General features: G+C 68.4%; 15 protein-coding genes. 2 read left to right on the forward strand and 13 right to left on the reverse strand.

Going from position 1 to position 17,265, the window contains the following annotated elements:
- Positions 1-91 precede the first annotated feature (91 nt).
- The 3 genes from ACN9M6_RS06710 to groES form a co-directional block, all read right to left on the reverse strand.
- A complete protein-coding gene (locus ACN9M6_RS06710) occupies positions 92-1,909 on the reverse strand; it encodes a hypothetical protein (protein ID WP_419162137.1) in 1,818 nt (605 codons plus the stop codon).
- A gap of 214 nt (positions 1,910-2,123) precedes the next feature.
- Positions 2,124-3,764 carry a chaperonin GroEL gene (gene groL / locus ACN9M6_RS06715; RefSeq protein WP_419162138.1) on the reverse strand — a complete coding sequence of 547 codons (1,641 nt, stop codon included), beginning with the start codon at positions 3,762-3,764 and terminating at the stop codon, positions 2,124-2,126.
- Between the two features lie 68 nt (positions 3,765-3,832).
- Positions 3,833-4,141, reverse strand: a complete 309-nt coding sequence (groES, locus tag ACN9M6_RS06720; protein WP_419162139.1) for a co-chaperone GroES — start codon at positions 4,139-4,141, stop codon at positions 3,833-3,835.
- 234 nt (positions 4,142-4,375) lie between these two features.
- Between groES and ACN9M6_RS06725 the strand changes: the two genes are divergently transcribed.
- Entirely contained in the window at positions 4,376-4,588 is a 213-nt protein-coding gene (locus tag ACN9M6_RS06725; protein ID WP_419162140.1) for a hypothetical protein, read from the forward strand.
- Here the strand turns inward: ACN9M6_RS06725 and ACN9M6_RS06730 are convergent.
- The 9 genes from ACN9M6_RS06730 to secD are packed head-to-tail and all read right to left on the reverse strand — an operon-like array spanning position 4,578 to position 14,370.
- The gene (locus ACN9M6_RS06730; protein ID WP_419162271.1) at positions 4,578-5,336 is read right to left on the reverse strand and encodes a type III pantothenate kinase; all 759 of its coding nucleotides are present in this window, start codon (positions 5,334-5,336) and stop codon (positions 4,578-4,580) included. The genes ACN9M6_RS06725 and ACN9M6_RS06730 overlap by 11 nt on opposite strands.
- Positions 5,337-5,341: 5 nt before the next feature.
- On the reverse strand, positions 5,342-6,139 hold the full coding sequence (locus tag ACN9M6_RS06735) for a biotin--[acetyl-CoA-carboxylase] ligase (protein WP_419162141.1): 798 nt from the start codon (positions 6,137-6,139) through the stop codon (positions 5,342-5,344).
- A gap of 28 nt (positions 6,140-6,167) precedes the next feature.
- Positions 6,168-6,968: an undecaprenyl-diphosphate phosphatase gene (locus ACN9M6_RS06740; protein ID WP_419162142.1), complete on the reverse strand. Its 801-nt coding sequence runs from the start codon at positions 6,966-6,968 to the stop codon at positions 6,168-6,170.
- Positions 6,965-8,119 (reverse strand): N-acetyl-alpha-D-glucosaminyl L-malate synthase BshA, encoded by a 1,155-nt coding sequence (bshA, locus tag ACN9M6_RS06745; RefSeq protein ID WP_419162143.1) that lies wholly within the window; start codon positions 8,117-8,119, stop codon positions 6,965-6,967. The genes ACN9M6_RS06740 and bshA overlap by 4 nt, the downstream gene beginning before the upstream one ends.
- Positions 8,116-9,078 carry a tRNA (adenosine(37)-N6)-dimethylallyltransferase MiaA gene (gene miaA, locus ACN9M6_RS06750; RefSeq protein WP_419162144.1) on the reverse strand — a complete coding sequence of 321 codons (963 nt, stop codon included), beginning with the start codon at positions 9,076-9,078 and terminating at the stop codon, positions 8,116-8,118. The genes bshA and miaA overlap by 4 nt, the downstream gene beginning before the upstream one ends.
- Before the next feature lie 11 nt (positions 9,079-9,089).
- Entirely contained in the window at positions 9,090-10,871 is a 1,782-nt protein-coding gene (gene mutL / locus ACN9M6_RS06755) for a DNA mismatch repair endonuclease MutL (protein WP_419162145.1), read from the reverse strand.
- The gene (locus tag ACN9M6_RS06760; protein WP_419162146.1) at positions 10,868-11,686 is read right to left on the reverse strand and encodes a TatD family hydrolase; all 819 of its coding nucleotides are present in this window, start codon (positions 11,684-11,686) and stop codon (positions 10,868-10,870) included. The genes mutL and ACN9M6_RS06760 overlap by 4 nt, the downstream gene beginning before the upstream one ends.
- A 16-nt stretch (positions 11,687-11,702) precedes the next feature.
- On the reverse strand, positions 11,703-12,635 hold the full coding sequence (secF, locus tag ACN9M6_RS06765) for a protein translocase subunit SecF (RefSeq protein WP_419162147.1): 933 nt from the start codon (positions 12,633-12,635) through the stop codon (positions 11,703-11,705).
- Between the two features lie 13 nt (positions 12,636-12,648).
- Positions 12,649-14,370, reverse strand: a complete 1,722-nt coding sequence (gene secD / locus ACN9M6_RS06770; protein ID WP_419162148.1) for a protein translocase subunit SecD — start codon at positions 14,368-14,370, stop codon at positions 12,649-12,651.
- Positions 14,371-14,622: 252 nt separating this feature from the next.
- Between secD and ACN9M6_RS06775 the strand changes: the two genes are divergently transcribed.
- Positions 14,623-16,191, forward strand: a complete 1,569-nt coding sequence (locus ACN9M6_RS06775; protein WP_419162149.1) for an SLC13 family permease — start codon at positions 14,623-14,625, stop codon at positions 16,189-16,191.
- 61 nt (positions 16,192-16,252) lie between these two features.
- Here ACN9M6_RS06775 and ACN9M6_RS06780 read toward each other — a convergent pair whose 3' ends face one another.
- A complete protein-coding gene (locus ACN9M6_RS06780; RefSeq protein ID WP_419162150.1) occupies positions 16,253-17,158 on the reverse strand; it encodes a DUF4440 domain-containing protein in 906 nt (301 codons plus the stop codon).
- Positions 17,159-17,265 lie beyond the last annotated feature (107 nt).

Here is a 17,265-nt window from a genome sequence, read left to right on the forward strand (position 1 = left end):
TCTCCCGTGCGAGAAGCGCCGCGGCTCCCGGCCACGGCGCCTGACCGTCGCTCCCCCGGCAAATCTACCCGTCCACGGCGGCGGGCGCCCGCTACCGCGTACGGAGTACGACGAAGCGGACCCCCGCCGAGGGAGGTACACCGAGGCCGGCCTGCGTAGAGAGTGCGATCCGGATCGCCGGGTGGGGACCATCGCTCTCCAACACGAAGTAGCGGCCCGTCGACGCATTCAGCTCGAAATCGACCCTCACGTCGATGTCAGCCGCGAGACCGAACTCCGTCGCGAGGAGCGGAAACGGCCGTTCGAAAGGTTCTTCGCCGTCCACTTCGCGGTTCAGAGCCGCGAACACGTCGCGAAGTCCGAGGCTGGTCACCTGGGTCGCGGCGGGCAGCTCCCCCGGCAGGTCGTCGGCGAGCGGGGACAGGGCCCAGGCCGCAAGGAGGGTTTCCCACTCGGAGGGAGCGCCGAGCGTCGCGGCGACGCGTTCGAGGTTCTCCACGCCACGCGACCGGGTCTCCCCACCTCCGGAGAGGTCACGGAAAATGGCCTCTTCCCGCGGCCCTCCGAGAATCCCCCCGGCGCCCGTCGCATACTGATCGGCGAACCAGCGCAGCAACAGCCACCCGAAGCCCCTCATGGCCAGAGACGGAAGGCCTGCCGGGTCTCGGCCCCGGTCATCGCCCAGCGCCGGCGTACCGTGCGGGTCACTGAGGTAGTAGGCGGCCCGCCGGAAGTTCGGGAAATGGTAGGTGCGGAACGTCTTCGCCTGCGCAGCCAGTTCCTCGAACCCGTAGTTCCCGCCCGGACGATGTGCAGCGAGGAACATGCCGACGAAGGTCTCGGCCGAATGGGCCAGTCCTTCGCTCAACCAGGTCGCTTCGAGATCGCCGAAGCCACCCCCACTCAGGACCGTGCGCTGTTCGGCCGAAATCAGGTGCGCCAGCTCGTGCGTGGCGACGCCGATCGCCCGCGTGGTGGCGAAGGACACGGGGACCGGGTCCGAGAACCGGCCGCCGGGATCCGCCGCGAGGACGTAGAGGAGCTCACCGCCGTTCGAGGCTCCGCAGCTCTCGGGGTCGGCCAGGTCGGTCGGACTGAAGAAGCCGGAGACCCGCGTCGTACTGTTGCGCGACGTGACCCGGTTCACGACCGGCGTGAACAGCACCCACACAATTCCGTTCTCATCCAGGTCCGCGGGCTCGCCGAAGTACGCCGTCACCACGGGGAGTACGAGGAGTTCGAGTGACTCGACCACTCTCTGGTAAGCGTTGGCGGGCACAGGCCCGGCACCGTCAAGATCCTCGACGGCCGCGAAGTTCGAGCCCACCGCCCGAACGACCGCGGTCAGGTCATGGATCCCTGCGCAATCGACGTTGAGGTCGGGGTCCACCGCGTTGTGGAACACCACGGTGTCGCCGACCGAGGGGGGTGCCGCCCGGGGACGTGTCGCGGTCGCGGTCGCGGTTCCTGCCGGCGCCCCGCGCCTGGGCCCCACTCGGAGCGGTGTCGCGCCCTCGAGGGCGCGCCGCGCGTTCTCCCGGAAGTCGAGTTCTGTCTGCGAAGCCGCTTCGAGCCTCTGCCCCTCGATCGAGATCGTACGGGTGGGAGCAACCAGAGCCGGAACCCGGGCGGCGGCGACGTTGCGCGCCCTGGCCGAGAGCCGGAGGCGCGTGGTTGCGCCCGGCGTGCGGACGCCACTCTGCACGACCACCAGATACTGCGCGGAAGCCGACCCCGGCTCGATGTCGACGGCGTCGGCGTCGGACGCCGCCAGCGTACACATCTGACCGGGCGCGAGCGACAGCGGCACCCGCGTCGTGACCCGCCCGGCGACAACGGGGCACGGCCCCCCATCAGGGCCGGTGGCGTCGGCGCATGCCAGCGGTACGAGCAGAGTGAGGGGGAGCACGACCCGCGTCGCCGCGGGGCGCCGGGGCCATCCGCGGCAAGAATCCGGCCGTCGCCGCCGCGAGTCAGCATTGGAGCAGATCATGAGGCATACATGAGGCATAATCGTAACCGCGCCGGCGCATGGATGCGCGAAGGCCCGGCCGGAGCCGGGCCTTCGGTGCTTCTTGCAGCGGACTTCTTCCAGCGGTGGACGGCTACCGCCGCCCCGGGCTCTAGTACATGCCTCCCATGCCGCCGCCCATGCCGCCCGCCGCCGCAGCCGCCGGATCTTCCTTCTCGGGCCGCTCGACGACAACGGCCTCGGTCGTGAGGAGCAGACCCGCGATCGACGCCGCATTCTGGAGCGCCGTGCGCGTGACCTTGGTCGGGTCGATGACGCCGGCCTTCACCATGTCCTCGTAATCGCCCGTGCCCGCGTTATAGCCGGTGTTCAGGCCTCCCGCCTCACGGACCTTCTCGACGATGATCGCGCCCTCGGCCCCCGCGTTCGAGGCGATCGTGCGGATCGGCTCCTCGATCGCGCGGCGTACGATCCTGATCCCGATCAACTCGTCGGAGTCGGCGCCTTCGACACCGTCCAGCGCCGCCTGGCTCCGGAGCAGAGCCACGCCGCCGCCCGGCACGATCCCTTCCTCGACCGCCGCGCGCGTCGCGTGCAGCGCGTCCTCGACGCGAGCCTTCTTCTCCTTCATCTCGGTCTCGGTCGCGGCGCCCACGTTGATGACGGCCACGCCGCCGGCCAGCTTCGCCAGCCGCTCCTGCAGCTTTTCGCGGTCGTAGTCCGACGTCGACTTGTCGATCGCGACCTTGATCTCGCTGATCCGGCCCTGGATCCGGTCCGTGTCACCGGCGCCGTCGACGAGCGTCGTGTTGTCCTTGTCGATGACGACCCGCTTCGCCTGGCCCAGGTCGCCGACCACCGTGTTCTCGAGCTTGAAGCCGAGTTCCTCGGAGATCACCTGGCCGCCGGTCAGAATCGCGACGTCCTGCAGCATCTGCTTGCGGCGGTCGCCGAAGCCCGGCGCCTTGACGGCCGCTACCTTGAGCGTTCCGCGCAGCTTGTTGACGACGAGCGTGGCAAGCGCCTCGCCCTCGACATCCTCCGCAACGATCAGGAGGGGCTTGCCCATCTGGGCCACCTTCTCGAGGACCGGGAGCAGGTCCTTCATGGCCGAGACCTTCTTGTCGTGGATCAGGATGATCGGCTCGTCGAGGACGACCTCCATCTTGTCCGGATCCGTGACGAAGTAGGGGGACAGGTAGCCGCGGTCGAACTGCATCCCGTCGACCGTCTCGAGATCCGTCTCGAGGCCGCGGGCCTCTTCGACCGTGATCACGCCGTCCTTCCCGACCTTCTCCATCGCGTCGGCGATCAGTTCGCCGATCTCCTGATCGCTGTTGGCCGAAATCGCCGCGACCTGGGCGATTTCCGTCTTGCCCGAAGTCTCGACCGAAATCGAGTGCAGGTTCGCGACGATCGCCTCGACCGCCTTGTCGATCCCGCGCTTCAGCGCCATGGGGTTCGCACCCGCCGTCACGCTCTTCAGACCTTCCGTGAAGATCGACTGCGCGAGCACGGTGGCCGTGGTCGTGCCGTCGCCCGCCGCGTCGGAGGTCTTGGTCGCGACTTCCTTGACCATCATCGCGCCGAGATTCTCGACCGGGTCATCGAGCTCGACTTCCTTCGCGACGGTCACACCATCCTTGGTGATGGTCGGGCTGCCGAACTTCTTCTCCAGGACCACGTTCCGCCCCTTCGGGCCGAGCGTGACGTTCACCGCGCGGGCGAGCTTGTCCACGCCCTGCTTCAGGCGCTGCCGCGCCGCGGTATCGAATTCCAGATCCTTCGCCATCTTCATCTCCTTCGCCCGGTGTCGGGCGCATCAATCAAAGGGTGGACTGCCGTCTCCCGCTCCGGCGGCTAGAGGACGGCCAGAACGTCGCCTTCCTTGACGATCAGGTAGTCGTCGCCGTCCAGCGTGACCTCGGTGCCGGCGTACTTGCCGTACAGCACGCGGTCTCCGGCCTTGACCTCCATCGGGATGCGCGCACCCTCGTCGTTCATGCGGCCTGGGCCCACGGCGACGATGGTTCCCTGCTGCGGCTTCTCCTTCGCGGTGTCCGGAATGTACAGCCCACCGCGCATCTCCTCGGTCTCCTCGAGCGGCGCGACGACGATGCGGTCGGCCATCGGGGAGATGTTCAGCTTTGTGTTCGAGGCGGTTGCCATCTTACCTGTCCCTCCTTGAACCTTCGGTATTGGGTGATCCTTCGGGTGACCAAAACCGCGAGGGAACCCCGCGGCTGTTAGCACTCTACCTTATTGAGTGCCAAGACGAGCGGAAGATAGTCCACCGGACGGCGACGATCAAGTAGGGGCGACTTCGGGCCGCTTCGGGCCGCGGAGGTGTTGAAACCCTGCTCTCAACCCTAACGTAGAGGCGGTTCGAACAAGGAGGTCGTCATGATTCGTGCAGGGTTGGTCCTATTCGTCGCCGGGGTCGCGGGGTTCTGGGTGACGGGCATCCTCTTCTCGCTCGTCCTGCCCCTGGTGTGGCTGGCGCTGAAGGTTGGTTTCTTTGTCGGGATCGTCTATTTGATCGTGCGTCTCGTGAATCCGGAGTACGCCGACAAGCTCAAGGAGAAGTGCTGCGGCGGGAGAGCCGTCAAGAGCTGAGATAGCGGGCGGCGATCGCCAGGCCGGTGATCGTCAATGCCGGCTCGATGAGGTCGACCGTCCTGCAGTGTGGCGCCACCACTCGTGCGAGTCCCCCCGTCGCGACCACGAGCGCCTCCCGCTGCCACTCCTCCACGATTCGGCTGACGATCCCGTCGATGCCGTCCACCACCGAGTAGAACCCGCCGCTCAGCAGGCACTCGCGCGTATTCCGGCCGATCACGCGCATCGGGCTCTCCACCTCGACCTGGGGGAGCCGCGCCGTCGCCCTCGCCAACTGGTCCATGCCGGTGGTCGGGCCCGGGGCGATGACCCCGCCCGCGAAGATACCGTCCGCCGTGATGCAGTCGAAGGTCGTCGCCGTGCCGAGATCGACGACGACGGTGTCTCGGCCGTAGAGTTCGGTCGCCGCGAGAGTGTTCGCGATGCGGTCGGCGCCCACCTCCAGGGGGTGGTCCACGTCCAGCGTGACGGGCACCCTGGAGCCGCCGTCGAGGAAGCGCACGGGCACGTCGAGCATCTTTCCCACGCCGAGCCAGACTCGGTGTAGCGCGGGGACAACCGAAGCGACGACGATCCGCTCAGGGGCTGGCAGGTTGCGGGTCTCCAGCAGGCCGCGCAGCTGGAGTCCGATCTCGTCGCCGGTGCGGCGGCGGTCGGTCGCGATGCGCCAGACGTGGACGGGCGTGAGATCCTCGAACCACCCGAGTACCGATTCCGTGTTGCCGATGTCGACGGTGAGCAGCATGCCGCTCAATTCCTCCCGACCGAGATGGAGCCGGCCACAACGCGGCGGAGCGCGCCTCCGCGCGGTCTGAGCAGCAGCGCGCCATCGGGCGCGATTCCGGCAGCGAGGCCGACGGCCGGCTCGCGGTCCGACACTCGGTGCTCGACGGTGCGGTTCCTCAACCAGTCGAGGCGATCGAGTTCGTCCAGCGAAGCCGCATCGAGTGACGGCGGAATCCTGGGCAATCGACGCTCGAGTCCCGCGACGACGGCGTCCGCGACCTCGATCAGAGCCACCGGACCCACGCAGTCGGCAAGGGCCACCGCCCCGGTCACATGCCCCGGAAGGCGGTCCGGATCGACGTTGATCCCGACCCCGACGATGAGAAAGGCCCCTCCGTCCCCGCTGCCAGCCGCCTCGGCCAGGATGCCGCCCAGCTTACGGTCCCGCGCCATCAGATCGTTGGGCCACTTGACGGCTGCCCCGAGGCCCGGAAAGCGACGGTTCAGCTCACGGGCCAGATCGACTCCCGCCACCACCGTCACCAGTGGCGGAACGACGCCGGCCACGGGGCGGAACAGCATGCTCAGATAGAGGCCCGCCCCGGGGGGCGAGCTCCAGCTCCGGCCTCCCCTGCCCCGCCCGGCGGTCTGCTCCCGGCACAGGACGATGGAGCCGGCGGGTGCCCGGGCCTCCGCGAGTTCGCGCGCCAGGTCGTTCGTGGAAGGGACGCTGCCGAACGCGTAGACGGAGTCGCGCTGCCAACGTGTTCGCAGCGCGGTGCCCGATTCCCCGGCCCAGCGGTCTACTTGTTGTTCAAGCATGTTCGCCCCGACATCCGTCACTTTCCCGTCACCCGCGCAGCGCCGGCCAGACCCCGGCTGCCGCGAGGTATGCCCCGCCCACGACCCAGCAATACCACGCAAAGTGGTGGAAGACGCGCCGTTCCAGCATCCGCAGGAAAATACGAATGGCGAGGACCCCGGACAGAGCGGCGGTGACGAACGCGACGCCAAGGGGCACGGCCCCGAGCGCGGACCCGGCTTCTCCGAGAGCCGGCGCCTGCAATACCGCGGCCCCGGCGATGGCGGGAATCGAGAGGAGGAAGGAGAACTCGGCTGCGTGGCGGGGTTCGACGCCCGCGGCGGTCGCTGCGGCCACCGTGCTTCCCGACCTCGAGATGCCGGGGAGGATGGCGGCCGCCTGGGCCAGGCCGATACCGACCGCCCCGCGGACGGTGGGCTGGTGCCGCGAAGTCCGGCGAGCGAAGTGCCGGATCGACCAGACCAGAACGCCCGTCACGAGGAGCATCGCCGCCGCGATCACGGGACGTTCGAACACGCCCGCGAGCGCATCCCCGAACCCCACGCCCACGACGGCGGCAGGCAGCGTGGCCACCGCGAGCAGGGCGACGTAGCGGAGGCTGTCCCGATCTCCCGACGAAACGCCGCGGACGAGGGCGGCCAGGAGGGTCCGATACACCCAGCACACCGCACACAGCGTCGCCAGGTGCACGGTGACCTCGAACACGACTCCGGGGATCTCGATCCCGAAGAGCGCCTGCCCGAGTACGAGATGCCCGGAACTCGACACCGGCAGGAACTCGGTGACGCCCTGGACGACCCCGAGGAGGGCAGCTTCGAGCAGGTTCACGCCGCCGAGATCCCGGATGTGTCGGTGGTTCCGATGACCTTGTGATAGAGCGATTCGTAGCGGGGGACGATGCGGTCGGCGGCGAAGTGTTCGACAGCCCGCTGCCGCGCCGCGCTGGAGAACTCCGCCCAGCGCGCGCCGTCAGCGAGTACGGAGATCGCCGAGCGCGCCATGGCATCGACCGAGCCCACCGGATGCAGGTAGCCGGTCACACCGTTCTCGACGACTTCGTCCAGGCCCGTGCCGGAGGAGCCCACGACGGGGACGCCCGACGCCTGAGCTTCCAGGGCAACCAGCCCGAAGGCTTCCTGTTCGCTGGGGAGCAGGAAGAGGTCGGCGCTCGCAAGCAGTTCGGCGACCGAGTCGAACTTGCCCAGGAAGACGACGCGCTCGGAGATCCCCAGTCTTGCCGCGAGCTCCTCCGCGCGCTGCCGTTCCGGGCCGTCACCTATCAGAACGAGACGCGCCGAGATTTCCCGCTGGATCTGTGCGAATACCTCCATCAGGTCCGGGATCCGCTTGACCGCACGGAAATTGGAGATGTGCATCACCACTTTTTCGCCGGCCCGGGCGAGTCGGTGCAGACCCCTGTACCGCTCGCGGTCGTAGATCTTCGGGTCGACGAAGTTCGGGATCACGTCGATCGCGCAGCGGTCGCATTCGAAATCGCGATGCGTGCGGTCGCGTAGCCAGCCGGACACGGCGGTCAGACGGTCGGATTTCTCGATCGAGAAACGCGTGATCGACCAGTACGACGGATCCTGGCCGACCAGTGTGATGTCCGTACCGTGCAGCGTCGTCACAAGCTTCACGTCGCGGCCGCCGTCCCGGAGCATGTCGCGCGCGATCCAGCCGGCCGTGGCGTGCGGGATCGCATAATGCACGTGGAGCAGGTCCAATTCCTCACGCCGCGCTACTTCGTGCATGGTCACGGCCAGGGCGAGCGAGTAGGGCGGATACTCGAACAGAGGGTACTGGTTGACTTCCACCTCGTGGAAGTAGACGCCGTCGATGAAATGCGTGAGCCGGAACGGCTGGGCATAGGAGATGAAATGCACCTCGTGCCCGCGGCGGGCGAGGCCGAGGCCGAGTTCGGTCGCGACAGCCCCGGAACCTCCATACGTCGGGTAGCACGTGATGCCGATCTTCATTTCCGCCCTGTCTCCCCGGCTTTCCTCGCCGACTCTCGCCATTCGTACGCGATGCGGCGCGCAAGTTGCTCCGGCGCCGCCGAGCCGTCCAGCACCACGGCGTCTGCCGGCAGCTGGTGTCTGAACCAGGTTCGCTGTCGCCGCGCGTAGTGCCACGTCGCGGCGGACACGCGGTCGACCGTCTCCTCCGGAGGCACGGCGCCCCGAACGAGTGCGGCGACATCGGCATATCCCAGAGCGTTGAAGGCCCGCGATCCCTCCAGGCCGCGCTCCAGCAGGCGGCGCACCTCCTCCGGCCAGGCGCCGTCCCGGATCAGGGTTTCTGCCCGGCGCCGGATCCGTTCACGGAGGAGGGCGGCGGGCAACTCCAGCGCGTAGGTCGCGGTGCACAGCGGCGGTCGCTCCGGTCGGCCGCTCGCCATCCACCGGCTCAGCGGCAGGCCCGTCAGAAGCGCCAGTTCCACGGTCCGGGCCGCGCGCTGCCGGTCGAGGGGAGACCGGCGCTCCGTCAGAACCCGGTCCAACCGCGCAGCCCAATGCCTCAGTTCCCCCCGCTCCAGCTGGTCCAGCCAGCCGTGCAGCCGCCCGCGCCGCTCCGGGTCGAGCGCCGGCTCCTCGAACATCGGGTGCGTAAGGGAGCGCAGGAAGAGCCCCGTACCGCCAGCCAGGATCGGGACCGACCCCCGGCTCCCGATGTCCGACAGCCAGCCGGTCGCCAAGCGCGCGAAGCGCCCCGCACCGTACCGTTCGTGGGGATCGAGGAAGCCCACGCCGTGGTGCCGCGCCGCCGCCAACTCCTCACTGGAGGGCGCCGCGGTCCCGATGGCGAAGCCGCAATACGCCTGTCGGCTGTCCATCGAGATGATCTCGCCGTCAAGTCGGCGCGCGACCTCGACGGCGACCGAGGTCTTCCCCGAGGCGGTGGGTCCCGTGATCACCGGCACCGGCAACTGCTCCACGACTGGCTCCCCTAGCTCCGGCCGAAGCGCCGGTCCAGCTCTTCGATGCTCAGGCGCACGATCGTCGGACGGCCGTGTACGTCGTGCCCGGGCAACTCGGTCGCGAACAGCCGGTCGAACAACTCCCGCGCCTCCTCAGGCGAGATGTGCTCCCCCGCCTTGATGGCGCCCTTGCACGCCATGCTCTTGGCGATCCGTTCGTGCTGGTTGCGCGCGGTGTCCACGAGCGGGGACCCTTCCGCGAGTTCACGCACCATGTTCCGCAGACAGCGCTCGGCGTCGAAGCGGGCGTGCGGCAGTGGTGCGGCTCTGAGGATCCAGGTCCGGTCCCCGAAGGGTTCCAGCTCGAAGCCCAGACGCGCGAGAAAGCCCGAGAGGTCCTCGAGCGCGGCGACCTCGGGCGGAGAGAACTGCAGCGTCACCGGAAAGAGGAGCGCCTGCGACGTGCCGCCTCCGGCCTCGAACCGCGCCATGATCTCCTCGTAGAGGACGCGCTCGTGAGCCGAATGCTGGTCGACGAGGAGGAGGCCCTCGCGGGTCGCGGCGAGGATGTAGCGGTCGTGGAGCTGCCACAGCTGGGGGCCCGCAAAGTCCGCGTCCGGCTCGTCTCCGGGCAGCGCGGTGGGGGCTCCCTCGCCTTCGCCTGTCGTCCCGGCACCGGACGTATCCCGACCCGACACGAAGAGGGCGAACTGAGGCATCTCCGGCGGTTCCCGTTCGGCACCCCTCCCTGCGGAACGGGAGCCTCGCTTGCGATCGGTCAGAGCCCCCGCGGCACCGATCGACTTGGTCGAGTCGATCCGGCCGAGCGCGGATCGCACGGCGTCATGCACCGTCGTCTCCATCCGCTCGCGGTCGCGGAACCGCACCTCCGCCTTGGCGGGGTGCACGTTCACGTCCACGCTCGCGGGGGGAAGCTCGATCCACAGGAACAAGCTCGGCCTCACGCCCTCGACCACCGTCGTGCGAAACGCCTCGTCCACCAACCGCAGGAGTCCGGGGTCACGGAACGGACGGCCATTCACGAAGGTGTAGCGACGTCCCCCCCGGGCGCGGGCGGCATCGGGCCGCTGGATGAAGCCGCGCACTCGCACCGCTCCGCCTCCGTTCTCGACCGGAATGAGGGTGGCCGCGAGGTCCGCCCACAACTGGCTGATTCGGGCCAGCCAGTCCCTCGCGGGGGCAAGGTCCATCGAGACCCTCCGGTTCGACTCGAGGCGGAACCCCACGTCGGGGTTCGCGAGCGCCAGCAGGACCAGCGCCTCACCCGCGGCCCGCGTCTCCGCTGCCGTACTGCGCAGGAACTTCGCCCGCGCCGGCAGGTCGTGGAACAGCGCCCGGACGGTCACGGTAGTCCCGCGCCTGCGCGCCACATCATCCACGCTGCGAATTCGGCCGAAATCGACCCGCGCGCGCACGCCCTCGTCGGGACGCAGCGCCGTGTGGAGCTCGAAGCGGCTTACCGCGGCGATGGACGGGAGGGCTTCGCCGCGAAAGCCGAACGAACGCACGCTCCTCAGGTCATCGACGCCTCGAATCTTGCTCGTCGCGTGTCGCTCCAGAGCGAGCAGCGCATCGTCGCGACCCATGCCGCTCCCATCATCGGAGACGCGGATCTCGGTCTTGCCTCCGTTGCGCAGCGCGACCTCCACCCGCCGTGCGCCCGCGTCGATCGCGTTCTCGGCCAGTTCCTTCACGATCGAGGCGGGATGCTCCACGACTTCGCCCGCCGCGATCTGGTTCGCGACGTGGTCGGGCAGAATCTCGACCCGGCCTGCCGCCGCGCCGGTCATACCGGCCCCCCGGCGGTCCCCGAGGAAGGCCCCCCGTTCGACAGGGTCTCCAGCCCGTAGAACCGTCGAGCGTTGGCGGTCGTGGCCGCCGCCGTGTCATCGAACGACATGCCGCGAAGCTCGGCCAGTCGCTCGCATGTGTGGGGGAGGAACCCTGGCTCGTTCCGCCGCCCGCGGCGTGGAACCGGCGCCAGGTACGGCGCGTCGGTCTCGATCAGCAGTCGGTCGGCGGGCACCGCGCGGACCGGGCCGGCAAGCTCGGCGACGAAGGTGATCAACCCGGAGAACGACACGTACCAGTCGGCCTCCAGCGCGGCGTCGAGGAGTGCTTCGCCTCCCGTGAAGCAGTGCAGCACCCCGCTGACGCCGTCGCCGCACTCCCTGACCAGAGCCGCTGTATCGGCCTCCGCCGAGCGCGAATGGACGACGATCGGCAGTCCCAGCCGGTCAGCCAGCCCGAGGTGCGCCTCGAAGTTCTCGATCTGCGCAGCCCGGGCCGCATTGTCGTAGTGGAAGTCGAGGCCCGTCTCACCGATCGCGACCACCTCGGGCGCCGCGGCGATCCGCTCGATCTCCGCCAGAAGTGAGGCCGAGGTCCGGTCCGCCTCGTGCGGATGGAGGCCCGCCGTGGCCCAGAGTCCCTGCGTCCCCACAGCCAGCGCCACGGCATCGGAGGCATCCTCGGGGTTCGACGCGACAGTGACCATACCGCCAACCCCGCGCCTCCGGGCCCGCTCGAGCACCTCGCCGAGGTCGGAGGAGAAACGGGCCGCCGTCAGATGGAGGTGCGAGTCGAAGAGATCCGGCCGGGTCACCTCTCTCCCAGGACGGCTAGGTGCGGGCGCCGATCGCGGCGCGTTTGCGCGCCCGCTCGTGAATCTCGACGAGGGCCGGCGAGGCTACGAAGATCGAGGAATACGTTCCGACGAGTACGCCGACGATCAGGACGCTGGCGAAGGGCCGAATCACGGCGCCTCCGATAACCACCAGCGAGACGAGCGAGACCAGTGTCGTGCCGCTGGTCAGAACCGTGCGAGGCAGCGTTTCGTTCAGGCTGCGGTCCAGGGTCGTCTCGTACGGTTCCTTCCGCTTCTTTCTCAGGTTCTCCCGAACGCGGTCGAAGACGACGATCGTGTCGTTGAGCGAGTACCCGATGATCGTGAGGATGGCCGCGACCGTGGCCAGGCTGATCTCGATGTCGAACAGCGAGATGAACCCGAACGTGATCAGCATGTCGTGGACCGTCGCGATCACGGCCGCCACACCGAAACGCCACTCGAACCGGAATGCGAGGTAGATCAGGGTCAGCAGGAAGGAGAGGATCACGGCGATGATCGCCGTGCGCTGAAATTCTCCGCCCACCTTGGCGCTCAACGTGTCGCCGCGGACAATGTCGAAGCTCCCGGCCGCGAACTCCGTCTCGAGGCTCTGCCGGATCTGGTCCCTGACCTCGTTCTGGTCCTCATCCGCCCCGACCGGCACCCTCAACAGGAAATCGTTCGTCGCCTGGGCCACCGCCCGCAGCTGCGTGATCTGAACCCCGGTGGTGCCTCCGGCTGTCAGCGCGTCCCTGATCTGGCCGACATTCGTCTCTTCGGAGAACTGCACCTCGAGCAGGACGCCTCCGGTGAATTCCACCCCCATCCGCAGCCCGCCACGAAGGGCGATGGACGCGAGTCCGATGGTGATGATCGCGGCCGAGACGAAATAGGCCGGCCGCCGCATGGAGAGAAACTTGTAGTTCGCGTTCTCGAAGACCCTCATGATCGCAGGCGCCCTATATGCTCACGGACTCTCTGGAGCCCCGTCGGTTCAGATACATGATGAAGAAGGTTCGCGTCACGTAGATCGCGGAGAAGAACGACGCGAGGATTCCGATGCACAGCGTGACCGCGAAGCCCCGTACCGAACTGGTCCCGAACTGGAACAGGATGATTCCGGTGATGAGCGTCGTGAGGTTCGCATCGACGATCGCCGAGAGCGCGCTGGCGAACCCGGCCTCTACGGCGGTCCGCGGCGTCTTCCCCGCGGCCAGTTCCTCGCGGACGCGTTCGAAGATGAGGACGTTCGCGTCCACGGCCATCCCGATCGACAGGATGAGACCTGCGATTCCGGGCAGCGTAAGCGTCGCGTCGAGGCCGGCCAGGCCCCCCAGCATGAGGACGACATAGACGATCAGGGCACCGACCGCGAGCACGCCCGCCGCCTTGTAGTACAGCATCATGAGGACGATGACGCCCACGATGCCGATGATGAAAGCCGTGCGTCCCTGCCGAATCGAGTCCTCGCCCAGCGAGGCGCTCACGTTGCGCTCTTCCACCACCTCGATGGGCATGGGCAGCGCCCCGGCCCGCAGCACGAGCGCCAGGTCCTGCGCTTCCTGGAACGACGCCCCCGGGGCCAGCTCGATCTGCGCGCGCCGGCTCAGGGTGCTGCGGATGACGGCGTAACTCTGCACGCGATCGTCGAGGACGATGGCCATGTTCTGACCGATGTTGCGGGCGGTGCCGCGCTCGAAGACCCGCGCCCCCCGGCGCGTCGTCTCGAACGGCACGAGCGGCTGGTTGAACGTCGGGTCGCGGTTCGCGGGCCCGGCGTCCTGCAACATCTCACCGGTGATCAGGGGCTCCGCCTCCAGCACATAGAGCGGGACGTAGGAACTCCCGCCCGCCCCGACCTCCTCGACACCCCAATGGATCGTGACCTCTCTCGGGATCGTCGCCTGCACACCCTCCAGTTCGAGCCATGCGGTGACGGTCGGCTGGTCCTCCCGCGCCACCAGGAACTCGCCCAGAACCCCACCCTGACCAAGGAGCGCGCTGAGCGGTCGAGCCGTCGCCGGATCGGGCGTGGCGGAGTCCCCCGCGCTGGCCGGGTCTTCCGTCTGTGCCGGATCTTCGGCTCCGGCGACGGCCGGATCCTCCGCTTCACCCGGGCCCCCGGCATCGGCCTCCCCCTCGGCCGTGTCCGCCGTGGTTCCGAGGATCTCGCCGAGGTCGACTTCAGGCGCCGTTTCCAGCGGCGTGATGCGGAGGTTCTCGATCCCCACCTCGTTCACGATCGCACGATCGATCCGTTCGAGCGCCTCCATGAACGCCTGACCGTCGGTGATGATCTTGAACTCCATATAGGCGGTCTCGGTGGCAATCCGCTTCGCCTGATCGGGGTCGTCCACGCCCGCGAGTTCGATGACGATGCGGTTGCCGGAACGCTGGATGGTGGGCTCGCGGACGCCGAACTCGTCGATCCGGTTGCGGATCGTGGTGAGTGTCCGGTCGAGTGCGTCGTCGAGGTCCGCGCCGGTCAGTGTACCCTCGGGGTCGTAGATCTCGACCGCGAGGTGCATCCCGCCCTGCAGGTCGAGCCCCAGCTTCAGTGGCCAGACGAGTTCAGACTCTCCCGTGGCCTCATCCACGACGGTCTCCGGCATGAGAGCGAAGCCGCAGACCGTTATCAGGACGGCGATCCAGATCAACCGCCATCGTACCGAACTGAACATCTAAATCGTCACCGTTCTTCGTGGGTCTCGTGACCGCGGACCCGATGGGGTCCGGGCGGCGCCGGCCCCGGTGGGCGGCGGCGCTGCGAGTGGCAAAGGGACGGAAAGCTAGTCAAGCGACCCCCGCGACGAAACTGCGCGACTTCTCGCGCCGCATGGTAGGTTCCTCGCGGGCGGCGCGGCGGCGGGCGGCCCGCGGCGCACCCCCGCGAGGGCGGGGCTGAGACCGGGGCCCGGAGCCACGAGGAGCGCATGGCGGATACCCGTTCGGGAAACGATCCTGCGGAGGGGCCGGCGGCCGCACGCCGGTCGCGCAGTCAACGCGTCGGCCTCTGGCTAGGGCCGCTGCTGTTCCTGCTCATGCTGCTGCTCGATCTGGATCCCGGCCGGCCGGAGGTCACGCGCATGGCGGCGCTGGCCCTCCTCATGGCCACCTGGTGGATCACCGACGCGATCCCGCTGTTCGCCACCGCGCTGCTCCCGCTCTTCCTCTTCCCCCTCCTCGGCATCGAGCGGACGGGTGACACGGCGCCGATCTACTTCAACAGCACCATCGTCCTTTTCCTGGGCGGCTTCATGATCGCCCTCACCATGGAGAAATGGGACGTGCACCGGCGGATCGCCCTCTGGGTCATCCGCTCGGTGGGAGGCGGGCCGGCCCGTATCGTCCTCGGATTCATGCTCGCCGCCGCCTTCCTCTCGATGTGGATCTCGAACACGGCCACGGCGATCATGATGCTCCCGGTCGGACTCGCCGTGATCCTGAGGATGGAAGAGCAGTTCGGGCGGGATCGGACGCGCACCTTTTCCGTGTCGATCATGCTCGGGATCGCGTATGCCTGCTCGGCCGGCGGGATCGCCACCCTCGTCGGGACGCCGCCGATCCTGTCGCTGCAGCGGATATTCCAGATCACGTTTCCGGACGCACCGCCCATCGCGTTCGGGCAGTGGTTCGTCATGGCACTTCCCATCTCGGCCCTGATGCTGGCCATCGCCTGGGGCCTGATCACCCGCGTCTTCTTCCGTGTACCCGAGGAGGTCACGGTCGACCGCGAGGTGGTCGAGTCGGAGATGCGGAAGCTAGGCGCGATCGCCTTCGAGGAGCGGGCGATCCTCGGGGTGTTCGCGGCCACGGCGTTTCTCTGGGTCTTCCGTGCCCCGATCGCAATCGGGCCGCTCACCGTCCCCGGCTGGTCCACCCTTCTGCCGTACGGGCACCTGATCGACGACGGCACCGTCGCGATCACCATGGCCAGCATCCTCTTCCTCATCCCGACGCGTACGCCCGGCGCGAAGTCGCGGACGGTCATGGGACCGGGCGTGGTGCTGCGGCTCCCCTGGAACATCGTGCTGCTCTTCGGCGGGGGCTTCGCGCTGGCGCACGGCTTTCAGACCACCGGGCTCGCGCGCTTCATCGGCGACGGATTCGGTGGACTGGCCACCGTACCGCCGCTCCTTCTGATCCTCGTCATCTGTCTCGCGATGACGTTCCTCACGGAGCTCACGTCGAACACGGCGACGACCGAGATGGTGCTCCCGATTTTCGCGGCCGTTGCGGTGTCGACCGGCGTTCACCCGCTGCTGCTGATGATCCCCGCCACGCTGTCCGCCTCGTGCGCCTTCATGATGCCCGTGGCCACGCCGCCCAACGCGGTCGTGTTCGGGAGCGATCGGGTGAGGATCGCGGAGATGGCGCGGGTGGGCCTCGTGCTCAACCTCTTCGGCGCGGTGGTGATCACGCTGATCTTCCGCGCCCTGGGTCCGCTTCTGTTCGGGATCGAGCCCGGCGTCCTGCCCGACTGGGCGGGGCCGGGTCCGTAGTGGCGGGCCGGCGGCCGGGGCGATCGAAGCGACCCGGCCGCCGGAGCCCGAGTGGGAGTCGCTACATGCCGGCGGAGTGCGCGCCCATCAGCAACCAGTGCACCATGAGGTCACCGTCCTCGCCGCGCATGTACAGCGCCGCGAAGTGGCCCCCAGCCGCACCGTCCGCACCCTCGGTGCCGTACGTGCCGATGCCGACCACGTGCCCCTCGTCGAGTTCGTGCGCGGACCAGCCGGAAACCCCGCTGAACGTGACGCCCGCATCGAACATCGCCTGCAGCCCCTCCTCGACAGCGGCGCGTCCCTCACGGGCCCGCTCGCCCGGCATCATCGCGACCGCGTCCTCCGTGAAGGTATTCGCGACCATCGACGCGTGGCCCATGTTGTAGTGGGTGGCGAAGTAGTCCCCGCTCGCCTGGATCAGGTCTCCGCCCATCCCTTCGGGCATCTCCATCATCTCGCCCGCCGACATGGCCTGGTCGGGTGTGTCCAGGTTGCTCACCATGCCCTTCAGAGACCACTCGCCATCCATGTTCCCGGCCAGCGCCATGTAGTATCCGGAGTTCCTGACCGCCGCCCCGTCCACGGTACCGGTCAGCACATAGTGTCCGCGCGTGACCATCTGGTCGCCGAATCCCATCGTCTCGCCCGGGTGGATCGCGATCTGCGACCCCTCCGCGTCAATCCGCGCCTGGAGGCCCGCGCCGACGGCATCCCTCCCGTAGAGCATGGCCCCCGAGGAACCCCAGAGGAGCCCGTCCTCGGCGAACCTGCCCGCGACCATGCTGCCGTGTCCCATGTTGAAATGGGTCTGCCAGTAGTCCGTGATTTCCGTCATCGCCGCGGTGGCGTCGGGCATGGCTTCGGCATCGGCCATGTCTTCCGTCATTGCGGCGTCTTCCGTGGCAGGCTCTCCGCAGGCGAAAGTCACGGCGAGGGCGAGGGGAGCCAAGGTGCGGATGCGCATCAGGTACCTCCTTCGGCAAGAACCGTCGCGACCCGGCGGCGTACCTTCCAATTCAGCGCCCCGGTATCTGTCGACGAGACAACGCATAACTGCCGGGAACCGTACGT

Source organism: Candidatus Palauibacter sp. (assembly GCF_965197445.1).
Lineage (GTDB): Bacteria > Gemmatimonadota > Gemmatimonadetes > Palauibacterales > Palauibacteraceae > Palauibacter.